This is a genomic window from Streptomyces nigra, from assembly GCF_003074055.1.
In the GTDB taxonomy this organism is placed as follows: Bacteria; Actinomycetota; Actinomycetes; order Streptomycetales; family Streptomycetaceae; genus Streptomyces; species Streptomyces nigra.
This window is the reverse complement of sequence record NZ_CP029043.1, coordinates 3,600,892-3,625,421: the sequence shown is the minus strand read 5'-3', so window position 1 is coordinate 3,625,421 and position 24,530 is coordinate 3,600,892. Positions and strand designations below refer to the sequence as shown.

General features: G+C 72.2%; 26 protein-coding genes, 1 tRNA gene and 1 pseudogene. 16 read left to right on the top strand and 12 right to left on the bottom strand.

Annotated elements, in window-relative coordinates; genetic code table 11:
- Positions 1 to 144 precede the first annotated feature (144 nt).
- From DC008_RS16710 to DC008_RS16680, 7 genes are all read left to right on the top strand, one after another.
- Complete coding sequence (locus tag DC008_RS16710) at positions 145 to 609, top strand: hypothetical protein (protein WP_108707664.1); 465 nt, start codon at positions 145 to 147, stop codon at positions 607 to 609.
- Between the two features lie 91 nt (positions 610 to 700).
- Complete coding sequence (locus DC008_RS16705) at positions 701 to 1,429, top strand: DNA cytosine methyltransferase (protein ID WP_108707663.1); 729 nt, start codon at positions 701 to 703, stop codon at positions 1,427 to 1,429.
- Positions 1,426 to 2,319 (top strand): bifunctional DNA primase/polymerase, encoded by an 894-nt coding sequence (locus tag DC008_RS16700; RefSeq protein ID WP_108707662.1) that lies wholly within the window; start codon positions 1,426 to 1,428, stop codon positions 2,317 to 2,319. The genes DC008_RS16705 and DC008_RS16700 overlap by 4 nt, the downstream gene beginning before the upstream one ends.
- Entirely contained in the window at positions 2,316 to 2,735 is a 420-nt protein-coding gene (locus DC008_RS16695) for a hypothetical protein (protein WP_244221365.1), read from the top strand. The genes DC008_RS16700 and DC008_RS16695 overlap by 4 nt, the downstream gene beginning before the upstream one ends.
- The gene (locus DC008_RS16690) at positions 2,732 to 3,880 is read left to right on the top strand and encodes a DUF3631 domain-containing protein (RefSeq protein WP_108707661.1); all 1,149 of its coding nucleotides are present in this window, start codon (positions 2,732 to 2,734) and stop codon (positions 3,878 to 3,880) included. Before DC008_RS16695 ends, DC008_RS16690 begins: the two co-directional genes overlap by 4 nt.
- Positions 3,881 to 4,050: 170 nt before the next feature.
- A complete protein-coding gene (locus DC008_RS16685) occupies positions 4,051 to 4,284 on the top strand; it encodes a helix-turn-helix domain-containing protein (RefSeq protein ID WP_108707660.1) in 234 nt (77 codons plus the stop codon).
- A 75-nt stretch (positions 4,285 to 4,359) separates the two neighbouring features.
- A complete protein-coding gene (locus DC008_RS16680; protein WP_108707659.1) occupies positions 4,360 to 5,589 on the top strand; it encodes a tyrosine-type recombinase/integrase in 1,230 nt (409 codons plus the stop codon).
- A gap of 95 nt (positions 5,590 to 5,684) precedes the next feature.
- Here the strand turns inward: DC008_RS16680 and DC008_RS35445 are convergent, their stop codons facing one another.
- The 6 genes from DC008_RS35445 to DC008_RS16655 form a co-directional block, all read right to left on the bottom strand.
- Positions 5,685 to 6,266 (bottom strand): RNA polymerase sigma factor, encoded by a 582-nt coding sequence (locus DC008_RS35445; RefSeq protein WP_164492316.1) that lies wholly within the window; start codon positions 6,264 to 6,266, stop codon positions 5,685 to 5,687.
- 53 nt (positions 6,267 to 6,319) lie between these two features.
- On the bottom strand, positions 6,320 to 7,063 hold the full coding sequence (locus tag DC008_RS35440; RefSeq protein ID WP_164492315.1) for a hypothetical protein: 744 nt from the start codon (positions 7,061 to 7,063) through the stop codon (positions 6,320 to 6,322).
- Between the two features lie 599 nt (positions 7,064 to 7,662).
- Positions 7,663 to 7,747, bottom strand: a tRNA-Ser gene (locus DC008_RS16670).
- 56 nt (positions 7,748 to 7,803) lie between these two features.
- Positions 7,804 to 8,235, bottom strand: coding sequence for a tRNA adenosine(34) deaminase TadA (gene tadA, locus DC008_RS16665; protein ID WP_235073242.1), 432 nt, complete (start codon positions 8,233 to 8,235; stop codon positions 7,804 to 7,806).
- Between the two features lie 38 nt (positions 8,236 to 8,273).
- Positions 8,274 to 8,801, bottom strand: a complete 528-nt coding sequence (locus DC008_RS16660) for a tRNA adenosine deaminase-associated protein (protein WP_055625259.1) — start codon at positions 8,799 to 8,801, stop codon at positions 8,274 to 8,276.
- Positions 8,802 to 9,114: 313 nt separating this feature from the next.
- Complete coding sequence (locus tag DC008_RS16655; protein ID WP_108707656.1) at positions 9,115 to 9,318, bottom strand: hypothetical protein; 204 nt, start codon at positions 9,316 to 9,318, stop codon at positions 9,115 to 9,117.
- Positions 9,319 to 9,458: 140 nt separating this feature from the next.
- Here DC008_RS16655 and upp point away from each other — a divergent pair, with 140 nt between their 5' ends.
- Positions 9,459 to 10,094: a uracil phosphoribosyltransferase gene (gene upp / locus DC008_RS16650; protein WP_108707655.1), complete on the top strand. Its 636-nt coding sequence runs from the start codon at positions 9,459 to 9,461 to the stop codon at positions 10,092 to 10,094.
- Positions 10,095 to 10,109: 15 nt separating this feature from the next.
- Here upp and DC008_RS16645 read toward each other — a convergent pair whose 3' ends face one another.
- Both DC008_RS16645 and DC008_RS16640 read right to left on the bottom strand, forming a co-directional pair.
- Complete coding sequence (locus tag DC008_RS16645) at positions 10,110 to 10,751, bottom strand: LytR C-terminal domain-containing protein (protein ID WP_235073239.1); 642 nt, start codon at positions 10,749 to 10,751, stop codon at positions 10,110 to 10,112.
- A 112-nt stretch (positions 10,752 to 10,863) separates the two neighbouring features.
- Positions 10,864 to 11,160: a type II toxin-antitoxin system VapB family antitoxin gene (locus DC008_RS16640; RefSeq protein ID WP_003999914.1), complete on the bottom strand. Its 297-nt coding sequence runs from the start codon at positions 11,158 to 11,160 to the stop codon at positions 10,864 to 10,866.
- Positions 11,161 to 11,274: 114 nt separating this feature from the next.
- Between DC008_RS16640 and DC008_RS16635 the strand changes: the two genes are divergently transcribed.
- Positions 11,275 to 12,933, top strand: coding sequence for a helicase HerA-like domain-containing protein (locus tag DC008_RS16635; RefSeq protein ID WP_108707653.1), 1,659 nt, complete (start codon positions 11,275 to 11,277; stop codon positions 12,931 to 12,933).
- Between the two features lie 31 nt (positions 12,934 to 12,964).
- Here the strand turns inward: DC008_RS16635 and DC008_RS36250 are convergent, their stop codons facing one another.
- From DC008_RS36250 to DC008_RS16620, 4 genes are all read right to left on the bottom strand, one after another.
- Complete coding sequence (locus DC008_RS36250) at positions 12,965 to 13,090, bottom strand: hypothetical protein (RefSeq protein ID WP_267146085.1); 126 nt, start codon at positions 13,088 to 13,090, stop codon at positions 12,965 to 12,967.
- 47 nt (positions 13,091 to 13,137) lie between these two features.
- Positions 13,138 to 13,467: a hypothetical protein gene (locus tag DC008_RS35710; RefSeq protein WP_208646145.1), complete on the bottom strand. Its 330-nt coding sequence runs from the start codon at positions 13,465 to 13,467 to the stop codon at positions 13,138 to 13,140.
- Positions 13,468 to 13,543: 76 nt separating this feature from the next.
- Positions 13,544 to 14,137, bottom strand: a complete 594-nt coding sequence (locus tag DC008_RS16625; RefSeq protein ID WP_108707652.1) for an HhH-GPD-type base excision DNA repair protein — start codon at positions 14,135 to 14,137, stop codon at positions 13,544 to 13,546.
- A gap of 54 nt (positions 14,138 to 14,191) precedes the next feature.
- Positions 14,192 to 14,911 carry a siderophore-interacting protein gene (locus tag DC008_RS16620; RefSeq protein WP_108707651.1) on the bottom strand — a complete coding sequence of 240 codons (720 nt, stop codon included), beginning with the start codon at positions 14,909 to 14,911 and terminating at the stop codon, positions 14,192 to 14,194.
- Between the two features lie 80 nt (positions 14,912 to 14,991).
- Here DC008_RS16620 and DC008_RS16615 point away from each other — a divergent pair, with 80 nt between their 5' ends.
- The 7 genes and pseudogenes from DC008_RS16615 (at position 14,992) to DC008_RS16585 (ending at position 24,432) form a co-directional block, all read left to right on the top strand.
- Complete coding sequence (locus tag DC008_RS16615; protein WP_108710728.1) at positions 14,992 to 17,100, top strand: penicillin acylase family protein; 2,109 nt, start codon at positions 14,992 to 14,994, stop codon at positions 17,098 to 17,100.
- Entirely contained in the window at positions 17,093 to 17,710 is a 618-nt protein-coding gene (locus DC008_RS16610) for a GNAT family N-acetyltransferase (protein WP_108707650.1), read from the top strand. Before DC008_RS16615 ends, DC008_RS16610 begins: the two co-directional genes overlap by 8 nt.
- Positions 17,707 to 18,180: a cupin domain-containing protein gene (locus tag DC008_RS16605; protein WP_108707649.1), complete on the top strand. Its 474-nt coding sequence runs from the start codon at positions 17,707 to 17,709 to the stop codon at positions 18,178 to 18,180. Before DC008_RS16610 ends, DC008_RS16605 begins: the two co-directional genes overlap by 4 nt.
- Positions 18,177 to 18,940 (top strand): annotated as a pseudogene (locus tag DC008_RS16600) (SDR family NAD(P)-dependent oxidoreductase). The gene DC008_RS16605 and the pseudogene DC008_RS16600 overlap by 4 nt, the downstream one beginning before the upstream one ends.
- The gene (locus DC008_RS16595) at positions 18,934 to 20,877 is read left to right on the top strand and encodes a copper resistance CopC/CopD family protein (RefSeq protein ID WP_374207389.1); all 1,944 of its coding nucleotides are present in this window, start codon (positions 18,934 to 18,936) and stop codon (positions 20,875 to 20,877) included. Before DC008_RS16600 ends, DC008_RS16595 begins: the two are co-directional and overlap by 7 nt.
- Positions 20,878 to 21,058: 181 nt before the next feature.
- The gene (locus DC008_RS16590; RefSeq protein WP_108707646.1) at positions 21,059 to 21,871 is read left to right on the top strand and encodes an Fpg/Nei family DNA glycosylase; all 813 of its coding nucleotides are present in this window, start codon (positions 21,059 to 21,061) and stop codon (positions 21,869 to 21,871) included.
- Positions 21,872 to 21,957: 86 nt separating this feature from the next.
- Positions 21,958 to 24,432 carry a SpoIIE family protein phosphatase gene (locus tag DC008_RS16585; RefSeq protein ID WP_108707645.1) on the top strand — a complete coding sequence of 825 codons (2,475 nt, stop codon included), beginning with the start codon at positions 21,958 to 21,960 and terminating at the stop codon, positions 24,430 to 24,432.
- Positions 24,433 to 24,530: the final 98 nt, after the last annotated feature.

Sequence of the window (24,530 nt, the reverse complement as noted above, 5' to 3'; positions counted from 1 at the left end):
CCCGCCTCCCTGCCCCTGACCTGCGCAAATGATCAGTCAGGGAGTCAGGGAGGCACCCCAGGTCAGAGCCCTGAAACCCCCTCCACAGCACACCCCCAAGGGGGTGCGTCTGCCTCCCTGAACCACTCCGCGAAGGGATTCCGCATGCTCCCCGAACACGCTTCACAGACACCCGCCGTGAGGGCTGTGGAGATTCACCACCTGACCCCGCAGCCGCCCGCTGTCGCGGCGCCGGCACAGGTCGTCCCGGTGCAGCCGGGCACGGTCCCGTCGGTGGCGAGTGTCGTCCTGCCGGACGGCCGCGTCGTCACCGGTTACAGCCTCAGCCCCCTACAGCCCGAACCCCTCGCAGCCAAGCCGCCCGTCTCCCGCGCGGCGGTGAACGTCGCCCTCGGAGGCGTCGGGTTCCTCGCCATGTGCGGCGGACTACTGCTGCTCACCACGTTCATCGCGGCCCTGACCGCTCTGGTGACCCAGCTCATCACCCTGGCCGCCGTGATCTTCGGCGGATGGATCGCCGTCCAAGTCTTCACCGCGAGCGGCCACCGAGGCGGCAGCACGGTCAACATCCGCAAGGCCACGTTCAAGCGCAACCACTTCCACGGCTAGCTACGCCAAGGGCGGCCCCCACCGTCTCGCCAAAGCCGCGGGGCCGCCCTTGCCAGCCAGTCACCCACACAAGGAACTGGAGACATCCAGCATGACCCAACCCATCGTCATCCGGCGAGAGCGTGCCTTACGGCCACGCGCACTGGATCTGTACTCGTGCGCCGGCGGCGCCGGAACCGGCCTGGCGCGAGCCGGGTTCGCAGTGGACGGATGCGACATCGCCGACCGTCCGAACTACCCCTTCCCGTACCACCGGGGTGACGCGCTCGCCTACCTCGCCCACCTGATCGCCACCGGTGAGATCCGCCGGTACGCGTTCGTGCACGCCTCTCCGCCCTGCCAGCACGGATGTGCGCTGACCGTGGGCACGAACGCCTCGCAGGGATGGGGCGGAACCCACGTGGACCTGGTGGCCCCGACCCGGGCCCTGCTCGAACGAACCGGCCTGCCCTACGTCATCGAGCAGCCCAACGGCCGCGCGGACATCCGTAAAGACCTCACCCTGTGCGGAGAGATGTTCGGTCTCGGAGTCATCCGTCACCGCAACTTCGAGCTGGGCGGCTGGAGCGTCGAGAAGCCGGCCCATGTCCCGCACCGGGGCCGCGTGCGCGGCTACCGCCACGGCCGCTTCTACGACGGCCCCTACGTCGCCGCCTATGGCAACGGCGGCGGCAAACCCAGCGTCCCGGAGCTGCAAGCCGCGATGGGCATCGACTGGACCGACGTGCGTGAGGAACTGACCGAGGCCATCCCGCCCGCCTACACCGAGTTCATCGGCCGCGCCTTCCTCGCCCGGACACTGATGGGGGTGGCGGCATGAGCGAGCACCTGCTGACCGCCGCGCTCGACGCCGCCGCGCGTGGCTGGCACGTCTTCCCGTTGCGGCCCGGCACGAAGCGGCCCGCCCTGCACGGTGAGAAGTCCTGCACCCGCACCGGGGAATGCGCCGGCGGACACCGCAAGTGGGAGCAGCGCGCCACCACCGACCCCGACCGCATCCGGGCCGCGTGGTCGCGGGCCCCGTTCAACGTCGGCATCGCCACTGGCCCCTCGGGGCTGGTCGTGGTCGACCTGGACACGCCAGAGCACAAGGGCAGTTCGGACGCGCCTGACGGCGCGGCAACCTTTGGAGCGCTCTGCGAGCGCGCCGGACAGGCCGTCCCCGACACCTACCGGGTGCGGACCACCAGCGGCGGAACCCACCTGTACTTCACCGCCCCGGCAGGCGTCCGCATCGGCTCCACGGCGGGCACCGTCGCCGAATCGGTGGACACCCGTGGGTGGGGCGGATACGTCGTCGCTGCGGGCAGCATCCTGCCCGCCGGACAGTACGAAGCCCTGAGCGCCCCTGAGACGGTTCCGGTGCCGTCGTGGCTCCAAAGCGCCCTGCAACCCGCCCCCAAGCCCGCTCAGGCCCCTTCTGTGGCCGTAGCGGGGCAATCACGCCGATACGCGGACGTAGCGCTCGCCAACGAGACACGGAACGTCGCCACCGCCCAACACGGCACGCGGGAAGCGGCGTTGTTCCGGGCCGCCCGCGCTCTCGGTCGCTTCGTCGCGTGGGGCGACCTCCCCCGGCACCTGGTTGAACAGGCTCTTCAGGAGGCAGGCGAGGCGACCGGACTGTCCGCGTCCGAGTGCCGCTCCACCCTGCGCAGCGCCCTCAACTGGTCCATCACCCACAACAGCCGCAGCGGGGCGACGGCATGAGCACCCGTTCCCGCCCCCACCTGAAGAGCATCCCCATCACCCCGGACGGCCCGCCGGACGCTACACAGGTTGCGGACACACCGGCCGTGGGCGAGCCGAAAGGCGCCGCCCGCAAGGGCGTCCCAACTGCTCTTCGTCCGAACCGATCCACCGCCCGGCCCGGTAGCGACCCGACCCCGGATGCGCCAGGTATCCGGATCTCCGCCCCGCCGGTCTACCGCCACCACTACGACGGCGCCCGCTGGTCGACGCGCCCCGGCGCCCTGCCCACCGCCGGCTACGCCTGCCGCTGCGGGCTGACCGGCGCTGCCACCGGCCCCGAGAACGTGGTCGCGCTCGTCGCCGAGTACGACGCCCACCGATCCGCCTGCACGGGAGCTCCCGCCGCACCCCCCGAAAGGAGGGCCGCCGCATGACCGACCGCATCGACGGCGCCGCGCTGCTCAACGAGGTGGAAGCCTTCCACCGCCGCTTCAACGTCTTCCCCAACGAGGCCGCCTACGTGGCCGTGGTCCTGTGGGACGCGCACGCCCACCTGCTCGACTGCTTCGAGTCCACCCCGCGTCTCGCGTTCCTGTCCCCGGAACCCGGGTCCGGGAAGTCGCGGGCGCTGGAAATCGTGGAAACGCTCGTGCCCAACCCGATGGCCGCTGTCGACGCCTCCGCCGCCGCGCTCTTCCGCGCGGTGGCCGGGGTCGACGGCAAACGGCCCACGATCCTCTTCGATGAGATCGACACCATCTTCGGCCCCAAGGCCGGGGAGAACGAACAGCTCCGCGGGTTCATCAACGCAGGCCACCGCCGCAACCGGCCGATGTTCCGGTGCGTGGGAGACGGCGCCAACCAGACCGTGCAGGCGTTCCACTCCTTCGCCGCCGTCGCCGTGGCCGGGCTCGGCTACCTGCCCGACACCATCCGGGACCGCTCCGTCAACATCCGCATGCGCCGCAGGGCCCGCAACGAGACGATCGAGCCCTACCGCACCCGCATCCACGAAAAGGAAGGCTTCGCCCTGCGCGACCGGCTCGCCACATGGGCCGAGCAGGTCAGCGAGCGCGTCATGAACGTGTGGCCGGCCCTGCCCGAAGGCGTCACGGACCGGCCCGCCGACGTATGGGAACCGCTGCTCGCGATCGCGGACGCAGCGGGCGGGGACTGGCCCGACCGGGCCCGCGAAGCCTGCGTCGTCCTGGTCACCGCATCCAAAGCCAACGACAAAGGAAGCCTCGGAGTCCGGCTACTGACTGACCTGCGCGATCACGTGTTGGTCGGCATCGACCGCTTGCCCACCGTCGCGATCCTGGACCGGCTCAACGCCCTGGACGACGCCCCGTGGGCGGACCTGCACGGCAAGCCGCTCGACAACCGGCGCCTGTCACGGATGCTCGCGGAGTACATGACGGCGGACAACGAGCCGATCACCTCCCGCAACATCAAGGCCGCCGGGAGCGTCCTCAAGGGCTACTACGCCGCCGATCTGCGGGACGCGTGGGCCCGCTACTGCCCCCCACCCCCGGAAAGTCCGCTACCTCCGCTACCCGGCACCGAAAACGCAGCCTGACCAGCACAAATGCGGTAGCGGCAACCGGCCCCGGTTGCCGCTACCCCGCCGCTACCGCTACCCCATCCCGCTACCCCGAACAGGCCCCTGACCTGCGCGGTAGCGGCGGTAGCGGAAGTAGCGGCCCTCAGAGGGACCCCCCGACGGACCGTCCTTAGAGGAGACCTTCCATGAGCACCGCTGCCGTGGAGATCACCCCCCATGCTGTTGCCGGCGAGCCGGCTCCCGTGCTCCTGACCGTCGAAGAGGCCGCACGCTGCCTCCGTATCGGGCGTACGACCTGCTTTGCCCTCATCCGCACCGGCGAGCTGGAGTCCCTGACTATCGGCGGATTACGGCGCGTCCCTGCCGACGCACCGGCCGCCTACCTCGCCCGCCGTCGCGCCGAGCAGCGCGCCGCCTGATCCGTCCCGTACCGGGGCACCGCCTCATCGGGTGGTGCCCCGGCTGCTTTCACCTCAACTCGAAGGAGTCCGCCTGTGGCGGAGGACAAGAAGCGCACACGACAGCCGAACGGCCGCTCCTCCATCTACCTGGGCAAGGACGGCAAGTGGCACGGCCGCGTCACCGTAGGCATCCGTGACGACGGCCGACCGGACCGCCGCCACGTTGAGCGCAAGACCCGCGCTGAGGTGACGGCGGCGGTCCGTGAGCTGGAGAAGCAGCGTGACGGCGGGTCGGTGCGCAAGGCGGGGCGCGCCTGGACGGTCGAAGCGTGGCTGACTCACTGGGTCGAGACCATCGCCCCGCTCGCCGTCAACGAGAACACGATGGTCGGCTACGGCGTCGCCGTGCGGAAGCACCTGATCCCCGCGCTCGGGGCTCACCGTCTCGACAAGCTCGGGGCGGAGCACATCGAGCGCTTCTACGGGCGAATGCAGGCGGACGGCCGGCGGGCGGGCACGATTCACCAGATTCACCGCACCTTCCGCACTGCGCTCAATGAGGCGGTCCGGCGTGGCCACCTCAGCCGCAACCCGGTGCAGCTTGCCAAGGCGCCCCGCGTCAGTGAGGAGGAAATCGAGCCGTTCACTGTCGAGGAGGTCAAGCGGCTCTTGCGCGCCGCCGATGACCGGCGCAACTCCGCTCGCTGGGCCGTCGCTCTCGCCCTCGGTCTGCGACAGGGGGAGGCGCTGGGCCTCAAGTGGGCCGACGTGGACATGGAACGCGGAGTGCTGATGGTTCGCCGTAGCCGGCGCCGCCCGCGATACGCCCACGGATGCGGCGACACCTGCGGCCGAAAGGCTGGATATTGCCGGCAGCGCCAACGCACCAACCCGGAGACGGCCGACACAAAATCCCGCGCTGGCCGACGGTCGGTCGGTCTGCCCGCACAGCTCGTTGAACTACTCCGGGTCCACCGCGCGAAGCAGGAGGCCGAACGTGCGGCGGCAGGGGAGAAGTGGGCGGATGAGGGCTGGCTGTTCGCTACGCCGGACGGACGTGGCACCCCGCCCCGCACCGACTATGACGACTGGAAGGAACTGCTGACCGACGCCAAAGTGAGGGACGGCCGGCTGCACGATGCCCGACACACCGCCGCCACGGTGCTGCTGATCCTCGGAGTCTCGGAACGGGCGGTCATGGGCCTCATGGGGTGGTCGACCACGGCTATGGCCGCGCGGTACCAACACATGGTGGACTCCGTCCGCAGTGACGTCGCTCGACAGGTAGACGGGCTCATTTGGGATATCGGAAACGCTACCTGAAATAGCAGCGATATCGGTGGTGTAACTAGCTAGGAAAAGGTAAAGGGCGACCGGTGGAGGGTCGCCCTTTACCTTTCAGGGATCGAGAAGGAACGTCAGCGGTACTGCAAAACGTCCGGGTTGCTCCGGGCGAGAGAGCGCCGCAACTTCTTTCGCGATCGGAGGATGTATGTGCGAACCGTTGCCGCACTGGTGCCCAAACGCTTTGCGATTTCGTTCGGTCTGTAGCCCGAAGAATACATTAGGATGACTTCCCGTTCGCGGTCGCTTAGGGCTGAGTACATCGATTTGTATAGCGAGTCTGCCTGAATGTTGCTAACCGCTACTTTCTCCGCCGACTCGACCGTTCCTCGTTCGGATTCGTCTGGTGGATCTGCCCCTTCGTGATACTTTGATACATACGCTTGAGCTCGTTGATCACGACGGTGCGCGTCGATGCATCTATTTCTGGCGACACGGTACCCGTACATCAGCTTTTCGGTATCGCTCCCCCCGATTTTGTCCCACTTCGACCATAGGGTGATGAAGACTTCGGAGACGATATCTTCGACGTACTCCGTGTCGCGCAACTGTCGCGCTGCGAAGCGCACGAAATTTGCGTAATTCTCTTCGTAGAAAAGGCGAAACGCTTCGGTCTGAGGATCCGTCTCTGTCTGGGGATTGGAGACAGGGGACATCCCCCCCGCGCCTGTGGGCGCGGAGGGGTCTGACCTAACGTAAGGAGGAGGCATTATTCCTCGGAACCCGCGTCCTTGCCGGAGTAGCGGAAGGGGACGGCCTTTTCCATCCAGCGTGACATCTTCTCGCTCACCCTTCCACTGATCTCGGTGACGATGTCGACAACGAGGATTACGCCGGCGAAGATCAGCGTCTCGGCGTGCACGGCCTGCAAGCCCTCGTACCACTGGCTGGCGATCAGGGTGGCACTCGCCAGTCGACCCGAAATCCTGAGCTTGCGCCGCTTCGGCAAGGCCGTGATGACCGCGTTCACCGAGACGCTGACCTTGTCTCGCTGGATCCGCGTGGCTGACGCACGGCTGAGCCGAACGCATCGGAAGATGTCTGCAATTCGCTTCCCGATGCTTGCGGTGACCTCGAAGGTAACGTCAAGCACAAGGAGGACCAGTACCGCTGCTCGCAGGCCCGGTTCTAGAGACTCGGCGGCCGGGATCAGCTGGCCGCCAGTCATGATCGCGCTGGCAGCCCGAAGGGCCAGTCGGGACCTGCCCAACGGGACGAGGGGTGCCGCATCCCCGTCTGCGGACAGGTCCTGCACGTCGAGAGGAGCTGGCAAGAGAGGCCCCGCAGTCTCGGCTGGCACGCGAGGCCCAGGGATGGGCAGGTTCTGCGTGTCCACCGGCTTCCGGCGCGAGCCGTTGTTCGGGGTCTGAGTCGGCTTGCCGCCTTCGGCGGTCTTCTTGGTGGGGCGCTTGGTCTTACCGACAGGCTTCTTAGCCTTGCCGCTTCCGCTCATCGTCATGATCTTTCTGCGCGACGTGTTGCAGTTCAGCTGCTTCGAAGTGGGGCCCCGGCCTTCGGGTGTTGGCAGGTCTCCTGGCCTTGCATCGCCCGGTGTTCGCACGCGTGTGGCGGTGGTACTCGGGAAGGACCGCACGCATCGAACGCCCACTATCTTGCTCACAGGTCAGAGCGGTGTCCAACCTCGAAATGTGACGCCGGTCACAACTTGTCCGCACAAGGGCGAGGCTGCGCGCTAAGCGAGTGCGACGTATTTCAGCTGCGTCGAAGTGGGGCCCGCCGTGGAAGCTCCGGGAAGGGTGAAAGCGGCGGGCTTCACGCAGGTCAGGGGCTTACTGAGCGTGGCAAATATTCCGCTCTGTGTAATATTCAAATCCGAACGTCAGGCCTCAGAGGCCCATCCTGTGATCCGCATCACTCTGGATGTGTCCATGACGAGCGGTTGGTCCCGTTGTAGGTGTTTGTTCTGGAATCGGCGTGTAGCTCTTGGTTCCTGACGTGGCCAGGAGGGGTGTCGAGCCGCAAGTGAGACGGAAACTGAGACGGAATCACGAGAAGAGGGGTCCCGCCTGAACGGGACCCCTCTTCTATCTGCGGTAGCGGAGGGATTTGAACCCTCGGTGACTTGCGCCACACTCGCTTTCGAGGCGAGCTCCTTCGGCCGCTCGGACACGCTACCGAGGGAGACCTTACAGCACGCCGGGCCGTGCTCAGAAATCGATAAGCGGCCCCGGCTCAGCGGTCCCGAAAGAACTCCGTGAGCAGGCGGGCGCAGTCCTCGGCGAGGACGCCCTCGATCACCTCGGGCCGGTGGTTGAGGCGCCGGTCGCGGACGACGTCCCACAGGGAGCCCGCCGCGCCGGCCTTGTCGTCACGGGCGCCGTAGACCACCCGGTCCACCCGGGACTGCACCAGGGCGCCCGCGCACATCGTGCACGGCTCCAGGGTGACGACGAGCGTGCACCCGGTCAGCCGCCACTCGCCGAGCTCGGCGGCGGCCCGGCGGATCGCCAGCACCTCGGCGTGCGCGGTCGGGTCCCCGGTCGCTTCACGCTCGTTGTGCCCGGCGCCGAGCACCCGGGTCCCGTCGGCGGACAGCACGACGGCGCCGACGGGGACGTCCCCGCCCCGGACGGCCTCCTCGGCCTCGTCCAGGGCGAGCCTCATCGCCGCCCGCCAGCGGTCGCGTACGGGGTCGGGCGAGGTCAGCGGACGGTCTCCAGGACCTCCGAGGCACCCAGCGCCTCGGCGATCGCACCGAGGGCGTCCTCGGCGTCCAGGGACTTCAGCTCCTTCTCGCCGACACCAAGGTCGTCGAGGATCTCGCTGTCGCCCACGGGGCTGTGCGGGACCGCGTCGCCGCCCCCGCCCTCCTCGTCGTCGGAGTCGCCGTCGGGCTCCTCCGTGCCGTCGAGGTCGAGGGAGTCCAGGTCGGCGCCGTCGTCGCCGGGCTCCCTGCCGAGCAGTTCGTCGGTGAGCAGGATCTCCCCGTAACTGCTGCGGGCAGCGGCGGCGGCGTCCGAGACGTAGATACGGGGGTCTTCCTCGCCGTCGATCCGGACGACGCCGAACCAGGCGTCCTCCTGCTCGATCAGCACCAGCACCGTGTCGTCGTCGGGCGAGGCTTCACGGGCCAGGTCGGCCAGATCCGACAGGGTCTCCACATCGTCGAGCTCTGTGTCGCTCGCTTCCCACCCGTCTTCGGTGCGCGCGAGCAGTGCGGCGAAGTACACCGTGACTCTCCCACTGGTCTGAGGCGTGCCGGTTGGGGGTCCCCCCGGCGGAGGTTACGGGCGGGACGGCTCGGGGTCCGAGCCCCACCCACTCGGAATCGTGGCAGAAACAAGGCGTCCAGGGGACGTCTTCGGCTCCCTGTGTCCGGCTCTTTTGATCGCCGTGGCCCGAGGGGGTCCGCGAGCGCGTCCGTGAAGGACTCACCAGCGCACTCGTTGCCGCCACGTGCGGATCGTACGCGGCTTTTCCAGGTGTTCCGGCACGCCCCGGCCCCAACGGCGCCCGGCGCGGCCGGTCTTCCGGGGCGCCGGCCTACCAGCGGAACGTGCGCATGCGCATGGCGTGGCGCAGCCGGGCCGCCTTCGCGCGGCGCGGCTGGACCCGGTCGCGCAGCGCACGCGCCTCGGCGAGTTCCCGCAGGAACTGGGCGCGCCGCCGGCGCCGGGCCGCGTCGCTCGTCTCCGGCGCGTCCTGCGCGTCCTGCGCGGCGTCCGCCGGCGAATCGGCTTTCGGCATCGGCTCACCACCCCCGGTCGCGGTCCCTCCCACTTTCCCCCCGACGGGCGGTTTGATGCCAGCGCGAGGGTGAACCGCGGTCCGCGGGCTTGCCGTGTGTGGGGGCGCCGGGCATACCGGGCCCGGTTACTGTTGTGGACATGCGTCTCCACGTCGTCGACCACCCTCTGGTCGCCCACAAGCTCACCACGCTGCGCGACCGCCGCACCGACTCCGCGACCTTCCGCCGGCTCGCCGACGAACTGGTCACCCTGCTCGCCTACGAGGCCACGCGGGACGTGCGGACCGAGGCGGTCGACATCGCGACCCCCGTCACCGAGACCACCGGTGTGAAGCTCTCCCACCCGCGCCCGCTGGTGGTGCCGATCCTGCGGGCCGGACTCGGCATGCTGGACGGCATGGTCCGGCTGCTGCCGACCGCCGAGGTCGGCTTCCTGGGCATGATCCGCAACGAGGAGACGCTCCAGGCGTCCACGTACGCCTCGCGGATGCCGGAGGACCTCTCCGGGCGTCAGGTGTACGTCCTCGACCCGATGCTCGCCACCGGCGGCACCCTGGTCGCGGCCATCCAGGAGCTGATCAAGCGTGGCGCGGACGACGTGACCGCCGTGGTCCTCCTCGCCGCGCCCGAGGGCGTGGAGCTGATGGAGCGCGAGCTGGCGGGCACGCCGGTGACGGTGGTGACGGCAGCCGTGGACGAGCGTCTCAACGAGAACGGGTACATCATGCCCGGCCTCGGCGACGCGGGCGACCGCCTGTACGGCGCCGCCGAGTAGGCGCCACGGCGCCCCTCAGCACCCCTTCTTCGACGAGGCGGGCGTCGGCTCGGGCTCGGCCAGCGCGGCCAGGGCCTTGGTGGCGTCCGCCTTCTTCGTCAGCTCCTTGAACGCGTCGCCGATGATCAGATCGACGGCGGCGCCCTTGCGGGCCGCGTCGGTGCGGCGCTCGGCGGCGGTCAGCTGGGTCGCGAGGACCGGCAGCGAGGTGTTCAGCGAGGAGGCCGGGCCGAGCAGCAGACCGGTGCCCTTGACCTTCTTGTCGTACTCCTTGCTGGCGTTGCCCACGTCGCCGATCTTGAAGCCGCGCTTCTTCAGCTCGTCCGCGGTCTTCTTCGCCAGCCCGCCGCGGGTCGTGGCGTTGAGGACGTTGACGGTGATCGCGTCCGGCTTCGGGAGCTTCGGCGCGGCGGACGGCGAGGCCGTCGCCTTCGTCGAGCAGTCGCTCTTGGCGCCGACCGCGGACGCCGTGCCGCCACCGCCGGTGAAGACGTCGACGAGCTGGAGCGTGCCCCAGCCGACCAGGCCGAGGCCGGCGAGGGAGGCAGCGCCGAGCAGGACGAGCCTGCCGCGCGGCCGACGACGCCGCATCCGTGGGTACTTGTCCCCCTTGATCCGGTATTGGCCACCCATGCCGGGGGGAGTCAGCATGCTCATGGGCGCAGCGTAGTGCGCCCGGGCGGCAATGCCTACTAGATGATCATTCGCAGCCGCGCGGTCCAACCCGAAAGGGTCAATGCGGACGGGTCCCGGCCGCGTCGGCCCGGACTCAGTCGAGTTCGAGCACTCTCGCGTGCAGCACCTGGCGCTGCTGGAGTGCCGCACGGACCGCTCGGTGCAGGCCGTCCTCGAGATACAGGTCGCCCTGCCACTTCACGACATGCGCGAAGAGGTCGCCGTAGAACGTGGAGTCCTCGGCCAGCAGGGTCTCGAGGTCGAGTTGGCCCTTGGTCGTCACGAGCTGATCGAGGCGGACCGGGCGCGGAGCGACGTCCGCCCACTGCCGGGTGCTTTCCCGGCCGTGGTCGGGGTACGGCCGGCCGTTTCCGATGCGCTTGAAGATCACACGGAAAGCCTACCGGTCGAGACGTTCTGGGCGCAGCCATGGCGACGGAGTGCGACGCTGGAAAAGATCGGGCAGAACGTGACGAAACGGCGAAGGCCGTGGGGGAGAGCGGACATGAGCGACCGCAGGAACACCCCCGGGACCGGGGCGGCGCCGCCGGCGCCCGGCACCCGGACCGGTGCCCCCGCCCTCCCGCAGGAGGCCCTGGAGATCGCCGCCGGATACGCCTTCACGGGGCCCGCGCTCGACCTGGGCGCCCTGCTCTGGGACGGGACCTGCCTGCCCGACGCCCAGATCCGGGTGCCGCTGACCATGCTCAACCGGCACGGCCTCGTCGCGGGCGCCACCGGCACCGGCAAGACCAAGACCCTCCAGCTCATCGCCGAACAGCTGTCCGCGCAGGGCGTGCCCGTCTTCCTCGCCGACGTCAAGGGCGACCTGTCGGGGATCGCGGCACCCGGACAGCCCAACGACAAGGTCCGCTCCCGGGCCGCCGAGGTGCACCAGCCGTGGCAGGGGACCGGTTTCCCGGCCGAGTTCCTCGCGCTGGGCGGCATCGGGCACGGCGTCCCCGTGCGCGCCACGATCACCAGCTTCGGCCCGGTGCTGCTGTCCAAGGCCCTCCGGCTCAACCGGACCCAGGAGCAGTCGCTCGGCCTGATCTTCCACTACGCCGACACCAAGGGCCTGGAGCTGGTCGACCTCAAGGACCTGCGGGCGGTCGTCGCCTTCCTCACCTCCGACGAGGGCAAGGCGGAGCTGAAGAACATCGGCGGCCTGTCCACCGCCACCGCCGGGGTGATCCTGCGCTCCCTGACCGCCTTCGAGGCGGAGGGCATGGGCGACTTCTTCGGGGAGCCGGAGTTCGACACGGCCGGGCTGCTGCGGACGGCACCGGACGGGCGGGGCATGGTGTCGGTCCTCGAACTCGCCGCCGTCCAGGACCGGCCCCGGCTCTTCTCGACGTTCCTGATGTGGCTGCTCGCCGACCTCTTCCACGATCTGCCCGAGGTCGGGGACGCCGACCGGCCGAAGCTGGTCTTCTTCTTCGACGAGGCGCATCTGCTGTTCGACGACGCGTCCAAGGCGTTCCTGGACGCGATCACGCGGACCGTGCGGCTGATTCGCTCTAAAGGAGTCGGCGTCTTCTTCGTGACGCAGACCCCGAAGGACGTACCCGCCGAGGTGCTCGGACAGCTCGGCAACCGCGTCCAGCACGCGCTGCGGGCCTTCACCCCGGACGATCAGAAGGCGCTCAGTGCCACGGTGAAGACGTTCCCCGACTCGCCGTACGACCTGGAGGAACTGCTCACCGGGCTGGGCACCGGCGAGGCCGTGGTGACCGTCCTCAGCGAGAAGGGCGCCCCGACCCCGGTGGCCGCGACCCGGTTGCGGGCCCCCGAGTCGCTGATGGGCCCGCTGGAGGCGGGTGCGCTGGACCGGGCGGTGACCGAATCCGCGCTGCGCGAGCGGTATGCACAGGCTGTGGACAGGGAGTCCGCGTACGAGAAGCTCCAGGAGCCGCGGCCCGGGAAGGGCCCGGACGAGATCACCGGGGAGCGGAGGCCCGGCAAGGGGCCCGACGAGATCGTCGATGAGGGGGAGCGCGGGCGCGAGGCCCCTCGTGGCAGGGCCGGGAAGGACGAGGACCGCTCGGTCGTCGAGCAGGTCGTCGGCAGCGGCATGTTCAAGTCCCTCGCCCGGTCGGTCGGCACCCAGATAGGCCGGGAGATCACCCGGTCCCTGTTCGGGACGGCGCGGCGGAGGCGGTGACCCGGAGAAGGCCGCCCCCGCCGCGCCGGTCTCAGCCGCGCCTCCGTTCCTCGCGGGGACGCGGCGGCTCCTTCTTCCGTGCCCCGGGCCTCGGAGCGGTGCGCGCCGCCTCCGCGCGCAGCAGGGCGCGCAGGACGGCGTAGGGGTCGGTGGGCATGGCTGTGCTCCTCCTGTGGTGCCGACGGGCCTTCACGCGGAGGGCGGTCAGCAGCGCAGGACGACGGTGTCCAGGAGGCGCGGGACGTGCGGGGCGGCCACCGGACGGCCCACCGCCCGGTCGGCGGCGGGGGTCGGCGGCGAGGGCGGCACCGGGCACGGCCGGACCGCGAGAGGGGCGCCCGCGCGGCGGGCGGAGCGGGCCGGTGGCCGCAGGGCGGTGTCGAGGCTGTCGTGCTCGACGGCCTCGGCCTCGACCGTCACGGCCACCGGCAGGGCGTGGGCCTGGGCGTGCGCTCCCGGCACCAGCAGCGCGAGCAGCAGCACGACGATCCGCAGCCAGATCCGGCCGCGCGCTCCACTCCGTGCGGTGCTCACGGAAGGTCATGTCCCCCCGGCCCCTCCGCCGTTCATCGCCTTGGGACGAGAAACCCCCGCACGGGCTAGGGAAGCGTCAGGCGCGGGACGCCTTCGCCGCCTTCGCGGCCGCCTTCATCTCCTGCTTGTGCGCCCGCACCTTGGTCAGCGACTCCGGTCCGGTGATGTCGGCGACGGACCGGAAGGAATCCGGCTCGCCGTAGGCGCCGGCGGCCTCCCGCCAGCCCCGCGGTCGTACGCCGAGCTGCTTGCCCAGCAGGGCGAGGAAGATCTGCGCCTTCTGCTTGCCGAACCCGGGCAGCTCCTGGAGCCGGCGCAGCAGTTCGCGGCCGTCGTCGACGCCCTTCCAGACGAGCTCGGCCTCACCGTCGTAGTGCTCGACCAGGTACTGGCACAGCTGCTGGATCCGCTTGGCCATGGAGCCCGGGTAGCGGTGCACGGCCGGCTTCTCGGAGAGCAGGGCGGCGAACGCGTCGGGGTCCTGGGCGGCGATGTCGTGTGCGTCGAGGTCGTCCGTGCCGAGCCGGTCCGCGATCGTGCGCGGCCCCTTGAACGCCCACTCCATCGGCACCTGCTGGTCCAGCAGCATGCCGACCAGCGCGGCGAGCGGGCTGCGGCCGAGGAGCGCGTCGGCCTCCGGGTCCTGGGCGAGATGCAGGGTGACGTCCATGCCCCGATCATGCCGCGCGGGCCGCCGGGACGCGCGCGGGGGCTTTCCCGCCGGTCAGGGGCGCCAGTAGCCCAGAGCGTTCACCCGCTGCCTCGGCAGCCCGAGCTCCTTGCGGACGTACGCGGTCAGGGCGCGGGTCGTCGCCGTGTCGCAGGCGATCCAGACGTACGGGTCGGGGGTGCGCCCGAGCAGCCCGGGCAGGGCCTCCTTCACCGTGGCGACGAGGTGCGCCCCCGCGTCCCGCCGCGGCACGGCCCGTACGTCGTGGCGGGCCGGGTCCGCGCGGAACGGGAGGCCGTCGCGCTCGCCCTCGAACCACACGGTGGCAGGGGCCCCGCCGACCGCGCCGAGCAGGGAGTTGAGGGCGGGCAGGGAGGCGGCGTCGGCGACGGCGAAGACATGCGAGGGCGCCGGGTCGGGGTCGGCGAAGCCGGTGCCGTGCACGGTCGCCTCGACGGTGTCGCCCGGCTTCGCGTCGCGCGCCCAGTCGCTGGCGACGCCTTCGTGCAGCGCGAACTCCAGGCTGAAGGTGCCGGCCGCGGGGTCCGGGTCGACCAGGGTGTAGGCGCGCTGATGGGGCCTGCCCGCGTTGTCGAACCAGAGCCGGACCCACATGGTGGGGTGGACGCCGGACGCGGCGAGCATGCCGCCGTCCGTGAGGTGCACCCGGCGGTAGGCCGCGGTGACGTCCTCGGCGCCGGTCACGGTGAACGTGAAGTCCTTGGCGCGCAGCAGCTTCAGGACCGCGCCCTCCCAGCCGTGCCCCTGCGCCATGACCCGCTCCCCGTTCCCGTACCATTCCGGCACCGATGATGACTTAGGCAAGGCTAACCTAAAGCAAGGGAGGGGTGCAGGTGATCGGCGAGATCTTCCGTGACGCCTGGGGCATTCCGCATCTGCGGGCGGACGGGGTGACGGAACTCGCCCGTGCCCAGGGCCGGGTCACCGCCCTCGACCGGGCCTGGCAGCTGGAGGTGGAACGGCACCGGGCGCGCGGCACCTCCGCGTCCTTCCTCGGGGCCGAGGCACTCTCCTGGGACGTGCTCGTGCGCCGGGTCCGTCTCGACGACACCGCGCGCCGCTGCTTCGCCGCGCTGGAGAAGCGGGACCCCGAGACCGCGGACTGGGTACGGGCGTACGTCGACGGGGTGAACGAGGGTCTCGCCGAAGGCGCCCGCAGGACACCCGAGTTCACGCGGACCGGGCTGGCCCCGGGGCACTGGGAGCCGTGGACGCCGTTCGGCGTGTGGCTCGGCGTGCACCTGCTGTTCGCCGGGTTCCCGGCCAAACTCTGGCGCGAGCGGGTGCGGCGGCATCTGGGCGCGGACGCGGTCGGCCTGTTCGCCACCGACGGGCCGGGCACCTCCGGCAGCAACGGCTGGCTCGTGAGCGGCGAACGGACCGTGACCGGGCAGGCGGTCATCGCCGGCGACCCGCACCGCTTCATCGAGGAACCCGGCGTCTACCAGCAGATCCACCTGTCCTGCCCGGAGTTCGACGTCGTCGGCCTCGCCGTCCCCGGCGTCCCCGGCATCGCCCACTTCGGGCACACCGGCTCGGTCGCCTGGGCCATCACCAACGCCATGGCCGACTACCAGGACCTGTACCGCGAGCGGCTGCGGCGCACCGGGGCGGGCGTCGAGGCCCTCGACCCGGACGGCGGGTGGCGGCGCGCCTCCCGGCACACCGAGACCGTGGAGGTCGCGGGGGAGGGTTCGGTCGAGATCGAGGTGATCGAGACGGCCCGTGGACCCGTCGTCGTGGGCGGCCCGGAAGGACTGCCCGACGGGACGTCCGGCCCGGACCCCGCAGGCGACGACGACCCGCCCCTGGCCCTCGCCCTGCGCCACCCGCCCCGCGTCACCGGCGACCTCGGCTTCGGCGCCCTGCTGCCCCTGCTGCGGGCCCGCAGGGTCGCCGACGTCGACCGCGCCTTCGACGCGTGGACGGAACCCGTCAACGTCGTCCAGGCCGCCGACACCGAGGGCGGCCTGCTGCACCGCGTCGCCGGGAAGGTGCCCGTCCGCTCGACCGCCAACCGGCTCCACCCGGTGCCCGCCTGGGAGCCCGGACACGAGTGGCACGGCTGGCACGAGACCCCCCGGGGCGGCCTCACCGACGGCGTCGCCGCCATGGCCAACCAGCGCGGCCTCGCCGCCCCCCTCGGCGTCGAGTTCGCCGCACCCCACCGCGCCGACCGCATCACCGGCCTGCTGACGGCGAAGGAGCGCTGGTCCGCCGCCGACATGCCCGCCCTCCACATGGACACCCACCTGGCCTCGGCGGCCGCCCTGCTCGACCTCCTGGAAGCCCTGGAGACCCTCAGCCCCGCGGCCGGTCGTGTCCGCCGGGCGCTCCTCGTCTGGGACCGCCGGATGGACGCGGACAGCGAGGCCGCCGCCCTCTACGCACGGGTGCGCGGCGCGGTCGTCCGCCGGATCGCGGCGCACCCCGCCTTCGCCGCGCTGACCGTCCCGCCCGCCTACCCCGACGTCCTGCTCCCCTGGCTCGCCCTGCTCCCCCGTGTCGCCTTCGCCCTCGAACACCTGCTGCGCGCCGACGACCTCTACGGGATCGACCGCGCCGAGGTGGTGCGGGCGGCCGTCGAGGAGGTCGCCGGGGACACCGCGTCCCGGCGCACCTGGGGCGACACCCACCGGCTCGCCCCCTGGCGGGCCCTGCCCGACCCGGCGGCCGAGGAGCCCGGCCTCTCCGGCGACCACGACTGCGTCCTGTGCACCTCCGCCGTGCCCGGCCTCACCGACCTGAGCGCGCGCGGCCCCGCCGCCCGCTATGTCTGGGACCTGGCCGACCGCGAGGCGAGCCGCTGGGTCGTCCCGCTCGGGGCGTCCGGTGTCCCCGGCTCGCCCCACCACCGCGACCAGCTGCCGCTGTGGCTGCGGGGAGAACTGGTCCCCGTCGTCACCGACTTCACCGCGTTCGAGAAGGAGACCGATGTCTGACCTGCCCACGGCCGCCCCCGCGCCCGCCGCCGTCCACCGGCAGGCCGTCGACGGCTTCGGCACCGTCACCGTCCGCCCCCTCGACCCGGACACCGACGCCGGGACCGTGCACACCTGGGTGAGCGCGGAGCGCGCCGTCTTCTGGGGCATGAACGGCCTGACACGGGACCAGGTCGCCGAGATCTACGCCCATATGGCCGGTCTCGACAGCCACCACGCCTTCCTCGTCGAACGCGACGGCGACCCGGTCGCCCTGCTGCAGACGTACGAGCCCGACGCGGACCGGGTCGGCGAGTGCTACGAGGTCCGCCCCGGCGACCTCGGCCTGCATCTGCTGCTCGCCCCGGCCGGGCCCGGCGGGGCGCAGCCCGGCTGGACCTCCGCGCTGCTCACCGTCGTCGCGGACTACGTCTTCCGCACCCTGGGCCGGACACGGGTGGTCGTCGACCCCGACGTGCGCAACGAGAAGGCCGTGGCCCGCTTCCTGCGGCAGGGCTTCACCGCCGGGCCGGTCGTCGTCCTGCCGGAGGTCGACCTGCCCGATGTGTACCTCCCGCGCAAGGAGGCCCAACTCGCCTTCCTCACACGGGAGGTAGCTTGTGGGAGATGACGCCCGAGGAACTCGTCGCGCACTACCGCCTGGAGCCGATCCCGCGTGAGGGCGGGCTGTTCCGCCGTACCTGGGCCGGACCCGAACAGCCCGACGGGCGGCCGCAGGGCACCGCGATCGTCGTCCTGCTCACCGCGGACGACTACTCGGCCCTGCACCGCCTGCCGTCCGACGAGGTCTGGCACTTCTACCTCGGGGACCCCCTGGAGATGCTGCTGCTCGCCCCCGACGGCACCTCCCGCACCGAGATCCTGGGCCACGGCATAGCGCGCGGCCAGCACCCGCAGCTCACCGTGCCGGCCGGCACCTGGATGGGCGCCCGGGTGGCGGCCGGGGGCTCCTGGGCCTTCTTCGGCTGCACCATGGCCCCCGGCTTCACCTACGGGGACTACGAGCACGGCGACCTGGCGGACCTCACGGCGCGCTATCCCCACGAGAGCGCCCGGATCGCGGAACTGTGCCGTCCATGAGCGGACTTCTCGACGGACAGATCGCCTGGTGACCGGCGCGGGTGGCGGTATCGGGCAGGGCATCGCGGCCCGGTTCGCCGAGGAGGGCGCGGCGGTCGCCCTGCACTGCCGCGCCTCCCGGGAGGCGGCCGACGGGCTCGCCGGGCGCATCCGGGAGGCGGGCGGCCGGGCCGTCGTCCTGACCGCCGACCTGACCGACGAGGACGCCTGCCGGCGGCTGCTCGCCGAGGCCGCCGAGTGGGGCGGTGGCCTCACCGCCCTGGTGAACAACGCGGGCATGCAGCCGACTCTGCGGCTCGAGGAGATGACCGCGGCCGACTGGCGGGCCGTGGTGGACGCCAACCTGTCCGGCGTCTTCGCCTGCACCCGCGCCGCCGCGGAGATCATGCGCAGCCGGCCCGGCGGCGGTTCGGTCACCCACATCGCCTCCGTCGAGGCGGCCCGCCCGGCCCCGCTGCACGCCCACTACGGCGCCTCCAAGGCGGCGGTGGTGGCCCACGCCCGTACGGCGGCCCAGGAGTACGGACCGCACGGCGTCCGCGTCAACACGGTCTCGCCCGGCCTCGTGCACCGCGAGGGGCTGGAGCGGGCATGGCCGGACGGGGTGGCACGATGGCGGGCGGCGGCGCCCCTGGGACGGCTGGGTCGTGCGCGGGACGTGGGCGACGCCTGCGTGTTCCTGGCCTCGGACCTGGCGTCCTGGGTCACCGGGCACGATCTCGTGGTGGACGGCGGGGTGTCCGCACGGCCCGGATGGTGACCCGGCGGACCGGTGAGCACGGAGCCCGTCGCGTCCGTATGTACCGGGAGGCCGGTGCGGACGTAAGGCGGAGATGCGGCGTGACGTGTGCGGACGGACGAGGAGCGGGGCGCCGGAGGCTGCGGCGGGCGCTCCTGCTGGGCCCCCTGCTGGTCCTGCTCCTCCTCGGCGGCGCCGGGCCCGCGTCCGCGCACGCCGCGCTGCGCACCACTGACCCGGAGGACGGCGCCGTCCTGAAGTCGGCGCCCCGGGTGCTCACCCTGACCTTCACCGAGTCCGTCGGCCTGCTCGACGACTCCTTCCGCGTCCTCGACCCCGACGGCCGCCGGCTGCGCACCGGTGAGCCGGAGCACGGCCCGGACGGCGCCGACACCGCCCGGGTGACCCTCCCCGAAGGGCTGGAGCAGGGCACCTACACGGTGGCCTGGCGGGTGGTGTCGGCCGACAGCCACCCGGTGTCCGGGGCGTTCACCTTCTCCGTCGGCAAGGCCACCGTCACCGCGTCGGCCGCCGTCATCACCGGCCCCACCGAGGACCCGGTCACCAAGGCCCTGCACACCATCGCCCGCTATCTCGCCTATCTCGCCGTCGCCCTGCTCATCGGCACGGGCACCTTCGTCGCGGTCTGCCGTCCGACCCGGGTCGCGGTTCTCCACAGCCTGTTGAGGACGTCCTGGTGGGCGCTGTTCGCGGCCACGCTGGTCCTGCTGGTGCTGCGTGCCCCGTACGAGACGGGCGAGGGCCCGCTCGGCGCGTTCGACGCCGACGGGGCCGTCCGCACCCTGACCGGCCGCCCCGGCCTCGTCCTGCTGGCCCGCCTCGCCCTCCTGCTGGCCGCCGGCGCCTATCTGCTGCGGCTGTCCCGGCAGAGGAGGCCCTACGGCTGGACGGGCGCCGCGCTCGCGGTCGGTCTCGCCATGACCTGGGCGGCCGGCGAGCACGCCTCGGCCGGCATCCAGGTTCCGGTCGCCATGACCTCCTCGGCGCTGCACCTGCTCGCCACCGCCGTCTGGCTGGGCGGTCTGGCGGCCCTGCTCGTCACCCTGTACCGCGCCGACCTTTCCGCGGAGGCGGTACGCCGGTTCTCCCGCCTGGCGTTCGTGTCCGTCACCGTCCTGGTCGTGACCGGCGTCTACCAGTCCTGGCGCGGCCTCGGCGGCTGGGACGCGCTCGCCGACACGACGTACGGCAGGCTGCTGGCCATCAAGCTGATGGCGGTCGTCGTGCTCCTCGCGGCGGCGGCCGTGTCCCGCCGCTGGACGGCCCTGCAGACGACGGCGGCGGTGGACCGCGCGCAGACGCCGGTCCCGGCGGAGACGGCGGTACGGGACAAGGTGACGGTGGGAGCCGGGGGCTCGCCGTCCGGGTCGCCCTCCGCATCGGAGCCGTCCGCCCCGCCGGAGCCGCCGGATGAGCCCTCCGCCCCGGTCCCGCCCGCCGAGGAGACCCCCGACCCCGCGCACCGCCGGTCCCTGCGGCGCTCCGTGCTCACCGAGGTCGCCGTCGGCGCGGCCGTGCTGGCGGTCACCACGCTGCTGACCAGCACGTTGCCGGGCCGGGCGGAGGCCGAGGCGGCGACCGCCGCGCCCGCGGTCGTCGGCGCCTCCGTCACCGATGTGCCGTTCGACGTCGGCACCCCCGGCGGACGCGGCACGGTGCAGATCACCATCGACCCGGCCCGGGTCGGCGACAACTCGATCGAGGCCCTGGTCTACGGCTCCGACGGCGGTGTCTCGACCGTCCCCGAGCTGCGGATCACCTTCACCCACCCCGCCCAGGACATCGGCCCGCTCGACGCCGGTCTCACCGACCGGGGCGGCTACTGGGGCAACAGCTTCCTCAACCTGCCCGTCGCCGGGACCTGGGAGATGAAGGTGACCGTCCGCACCTCGGACGTCGACCAGATCAGCGAGACCAGCACGATCACCGTGCACTAGGTCGTGTCCGCAAAGTCGCGTCGTCCGCCCACAGGGCGTGCCGGGCGTCGGTCGGCAGGCGCGACTCTGCGGACACGACCTAGGGGATGTCTTGCCGGCAGCCCGCCCCACGAGGTGAGGAGCCGGAGGAAAAGGGCACACCATAAGAAGTACGGCATTCACCTGAGGAAGGCCGTCCGTCATGCCCGAACTGCCGGACGTCGAGGGTTTCCGGGGCGTACTCCGGACCTGCGCACAGGGCCGGATCGTGCGCCGGATCGAGGTGCGTGACCCCGGCGTGCTGCACGGCGCCGACGCGCGGCGGCTGCGGGAGGCGCTGGAGGGCCGGCGGATCACCGGCGCCGAACGGCACGGCAAGTGGCTGCTCGCCCGTACCGGCGGCCCCACCCTGGCCCTGCACTTCGGTATGACCGGCTCGCTCGTGTGCGCCGGGCCGGACGACCCCGTGGACCCCCACGACCGCGTTCTGTTCACCCTGTCCGGCGACCGCCGCCTGCGCTACCGCGACCAGCGCAAGCTCCGGGGCCTGTGGCTGGCCGAGGACGAGTCCGACGTCGTACGGCTGCTGGCCGGGCAGGGGCCCGACGCGCTGGACGTGGACCGCGAGCGGTTCGAGGAGGCCCTGCGCGGGCGCCGGGGCACCGTGAAGGGCGTGCTGCTCGACCAGTCCGCCGTCGCCGGTCTCGGCAACCTGCTCGCCGACGAGATCCTGTGGCGGGCCCGGCTGAGCCCCGACCGTCCGGTGCGCGAGCTGACCGACTCCGACCGCGGGGGCCTCTACCGCCAGATGCGGCGCACCCTGCGCTCCGCCGTGCCCACCGGGCGCGTCCCGCCGCGCGCCTCCTGGCTGACCGGCCGCCGGGACGACCCCGACCCGCACTGCCCCCGCTGCCGCGCCCCGCTGCGCCGGACCCGCGTGGCCGGCCGGACGACCGTGTGGTGCCCCGGCTGCCAGACCGCGGCCTCCGGCGCCCCCACCGGATCGCGCCGATGACGCGCCACGGTGCGCGGAGGGAGGCGCGGCCCGGAGTGCCGGAGCGCGGGCCGGACGGAACCCCTCCGAGAGCGAGATGAGCGATCATGCACGAGCCCGCCGCCGGCGCCCGGGCCCCGTCCGACCTCGACGACCTGGTCGGTGAGGAACTGACCGCCCGGGTCACCGTCGACGAACGCGGCACGGTCACCGGCTGGAACGCGGGGGCCGAGCGCCTTCTCGGCCACCCGGCGCACGAGGTGGTGGGCCGTCCGGCGGCCGGTCTGCTGGCCGACCCCCCGCGCGGGCGCGAGCTGCCCCCGTTCCCCCGGCTGCGGCGCTGGCACGGCACCGTCCGGCTCCGGCACCGCGACGGCCGTACGCTCACGACCACGGTCCTGGCGCACCACCGGACGGGGGAGAACGGGCGGCGCGAGTGGTTCTGCGTGTGCGCGCTGACCGCCCGGCAGGCGCCCCCCGACCGGCGCGACGAGCCGTTCGTCAGCTGGAGCTTCGCCCAGTCGCCCTGCTGCGCGACCGCCCTGTACGACACCCGGCTGCGGCTGCGCCGGGCCAACGGGGCCATGGAACGCGCCGTCGCCCTCTCCGAGGCCGACATGGTGGGCCTGCGCGTCGAGGAGATCGTGGACGAACCGGCCGGCCGGCGGGCCGAGCAGAGCATGGCCCGCGTGCTGAGCACCGGGGAGACGCAGGTCAACGAGGACTTCCTGCCCGCCGCCGGCGAGACCCGGGCGCACGCCTGGTCCCTGGTGATGTCACCGCTGCGGGACGCCGCGGGCGCCGTCCGGGGTGTCTGCCTCACCGCCCACGACATGACCGAACAGCACGGGGCCCGGCAGCGGCTCCAGCTGATCGCCGAGGCGGGCCGGCGCATCGGCAGCACCCTCGACGTGATGCGCACCGCGCAGGAACTGGCCGACGTCATCGTCCCCGAGCTCGCCGACTTCGTCTCCGTCGACCTGCTGCCCTCCGTCGACGACGTACCGGACGCGGCCGCGCGCGGCGGAGGCCCGCCGCCCGGCCCGCTCGAACTGCTGCGGGCCGCCCACCAGTCGGTGACGCCCGGCGTCCCCGAGGCGGTCACCGCGCTGGGTGCCCTGGAGCGGTACGCCGAGGGCTCCGCGCCGGTCGAGACACTGCGCTCCGGCCACGCCACGGTGTACGAGATGACGCATCCGGCGATCACCGCGCTCGTGGCCCGCGACCCGGTCCGGGCCGCCCGGGTCCGGGAGTTCGGCATCCACTCGGTGATGACGGTGCCGCTGACGGCTCGCGGCACCACCCTGGGCGTCGCCGTCCTGGCCCGGCACACGCACCCCGAGATCTTCCAGCGGGACGACCTGGTGCTGGCCGAGGAGCTGGCGGCCCGGGCGGCCGTCGGCATGGACAACGCCCGCCGCTACACCCGGGAACGCGACCGCTCGGTCACCCTGCAGCGCAGTCTGCTGCCGCAGCGGCTGCCCGAGCAGGCGGCGCTGGAGGTCGCCTCCCGCTACCTCCCGGCCGGCGCGCACACCGGGGTGGGCGGCGACTGGTTCGACGTGATCCCGCTGTCCGGGGCGCGGGTGGCCCTGGTCGTCGGGGACGTCGTCGGCCACGGCATCCACGCCTCCGCCACCATGGGCCGGCTGCGGACGGCCGTACGCACCCTGGCCGACATCGACCTGGCCCCGGACGAACTGCTCACCCACCTCGACGACCTGGTGTCCCGGCTGTCCACCGAGCGGGACGGCGGCCGGGCGCACGAGCGGTACCCCGAGTGCGTGGGGGAGGTCGGCGCGACCTGCCTGTACGCCGTCTACGACCCGATCTCCCGGCGCTGTTCGCTGGCCCGCGCCGGGCATCCCCCGCCGGTCGTGGTCGCCCCCGGAGGCACCGCCGACGTCGTCGACCTGCCCTCGGGCCCGCCGCTGGGCGTGGGCGGGCTGCCCTTCGAGTGCGCCGAGATCGACCTGCCCGAGGGCAGTCTGCTCGCCCTCTACACCAACGGCCTGGTCACACCCGGCGGCCGGTCCAGCTCCGAGGGCGCGGACGAGGGCGTCCGCCGCCTGAGGGGCCTGCTGGCGAGCCGCGAACCCACCCTGGACGCCCTGTGCGACCGCATCCTCACCGAGCTGCTGCCGCCCCGGCCGCCCGACGACGTCGCCCTCCTCGTCGCCCGCACCCGCGCGCTGGACGCCTCGCAGGTCGCCACCTGGGACGTGCCGTCCACCCCGTCCGCCGTGGCCCAGGCCCGCAAGGACGCGCTCGCCCAGCTCGACGCGTGGGACCTGGAGGAGGCCGCCTTCGTCACGGAACTGGTCGTCAGCGAACTGGTCACCAACGCCATCCGGCACGCCCAGCCGCCCGTCCAACTGCGCCTGATCCACCTCACCCACGACGACTCCCTCATCTGCGAGGTGTCCGACGGCGGCAGCACGGCCCCCCATCTGCGCCGCGCCCGCAGCTTCGACGAGGGCGGCCGGGGCCTGCTGCTGGTGGCCCAGCTCACCCGGCGCTGGGGCACCCGCCAGTCGGCCAAGGGCAAGACGATCTGGGCGGAACAGCCACTGGACGCATGACCCCGTGCGGGCCCGACACGCGACTTCGGGGCGGGTGGCAACGCGCGACGCCCCTTTGACGTCTCTCCCTCGGGGGGCGGCCGAGCAGCGCGAAATCC

Bases quoted from the DNA above. Each gene is read 5' to 3' on its own strand.
- tadA (WP_235073242.1), bottom strand. From the start codon at position 8,235: ATGAGGCTCGCCCTGGACGAGGCCGAGGAGGCCGTCCGGGGCGGGGAC.
- DC008_RS16710 (WP_108707664.1), top strand. From the start codon at position 145: ATGCTCCCCGAACACGCTTCACAGACACCCGCCGTGAGGGCTGTGGAG.
- DC008_RS35445 (WP_164492316.1), bottom strand. From the start codon at position 6,266: ATGTCCCCTGTCTCCAATCCCCAGACAGAGACGGATCCTCAGACCGAA.
- DC008_RS16595 (WP_374207389.1), top strand. From the start codon at position 18,934: ATGGTGACCCGGCGGACCGGTGAGCACGGAGCCCGTCGCGTCCGTATG.
- DC008_RS16705 (WP_108707663.1), top strand. From the start codon at position 701: ATGACCCAACCCATCGTCATCCGGCGAGAGCGTGCCTTACGGCCACGC.
- DC008_RS16695 (WP_244221365.1), top strand. From the start codon at position 2,316: ATGAGCACCCGTTCCCGCCCCCACCTGAAGAGCATCCCCATCACCCCG.
- DC008_RS16635 (WP_108707653.1), top strand. From the start codon at position 11,275: ATGAGCGACCGCAGGAACACCCCCGGGACCGGGGCGGCGCCGCCGGCG.
- DC008_RS16590 (WP_108707646.1), top strand. From the start codon at position 21,059: ATGCCCGAACTGCCGGACGTCGAGGGTTTCCGGGGCGTACTCCGGACC.
- DC008_RS16690 (WP_108707661.1), top strand. From the start codon at position 2,732: ATGACCGACCGCATCGACGGCGCCGCGCTGCTCAACGAGGTGGAAGCC.
- DC008_RS35440 (WP_164492315.1), bottom strand. From the start codon at position 7,063: ATGAGCGGAAGCGGCAAGGCTAAGAAGCCTGTCGGTAAGACCAAGCGC.
- upp (WP_108707655.1), top strand. From the start codon at position 9,459: ATGCGTCTCCACGTCGTCGACCACCCTCTGGTCGCCCACAAGCTCACC.
- DC008_RS16585 (WP_108707645.1), top strand. From the start codon at position 21,958: ATGCACGAGCCCGCCGCCGGCGCCCGGGCCCCGTCCGACCTCGACGAC.
- DC008_RS16625 (WP_108707652.1), bottom strand. From the start codon at position 14,137: ATGGACGTCACCCTGCATCTCGCCCAGGACCCGGAGGCCGACGCGCTC.
- DC008_RS16605 (WP_108707649.1), top strand. From the start codon at position 17,707: ATGACGCCCGAGGAACTCGTCGCGCACTACCGCCTGGAGCCGATCCCG.
- DC008_RS16620 (WP_108707651.1), bottom strand. From the start codon at position 14,911: ATGGCGCAGGGGCACGGCTGGGAGGGCGCGGTCCTGAAGCTGCTGCGC.
- DC008_RS16700 (WP_108707662.1), top strand. From the start codon at position 1,426: ATGAGCGAGCACCTGCTGACCGCCGCGCTCGACGCCGCCGCGCGTGGC.
- DC008_RS16610 (WP_108707650.1), top strand. From the start codon at position 17,093: ATGTCTGACCTGCCCACGGCCGCCCCCGCGCCCGCCGCCGTCCACCGG.
- DC008_RS16645 (WP_235073239.1), bottom strand. From the start codon at position 10,751: ATGAGCATGCTGACTCCCCCCGGCATGGGTGGCCAATACCGGATCAAG.
- DC008_RS16655 (WP_108707656.1), bottom strand. From the start codon at position 9,318: ATGCCGAAAGCCGATTCGCCGGCGGACGCCGCGCAGGACGCGCAGGAC.
- DC008_RS36250 (WP_267146085.1), bottom strand. From the start codon at position 13,090: ATGCCCACCGACCCCTACGCCGTCCTGCGCGCCCTGCTGCGCGCGGAG.
- DC008_RS16685 (WP_108707660.1), top strand. From the start codon at position 4,051: ATGAGCACCGCTGCCGTGGAGATCACCCCCCATGCTGTTGCCGGCGAG.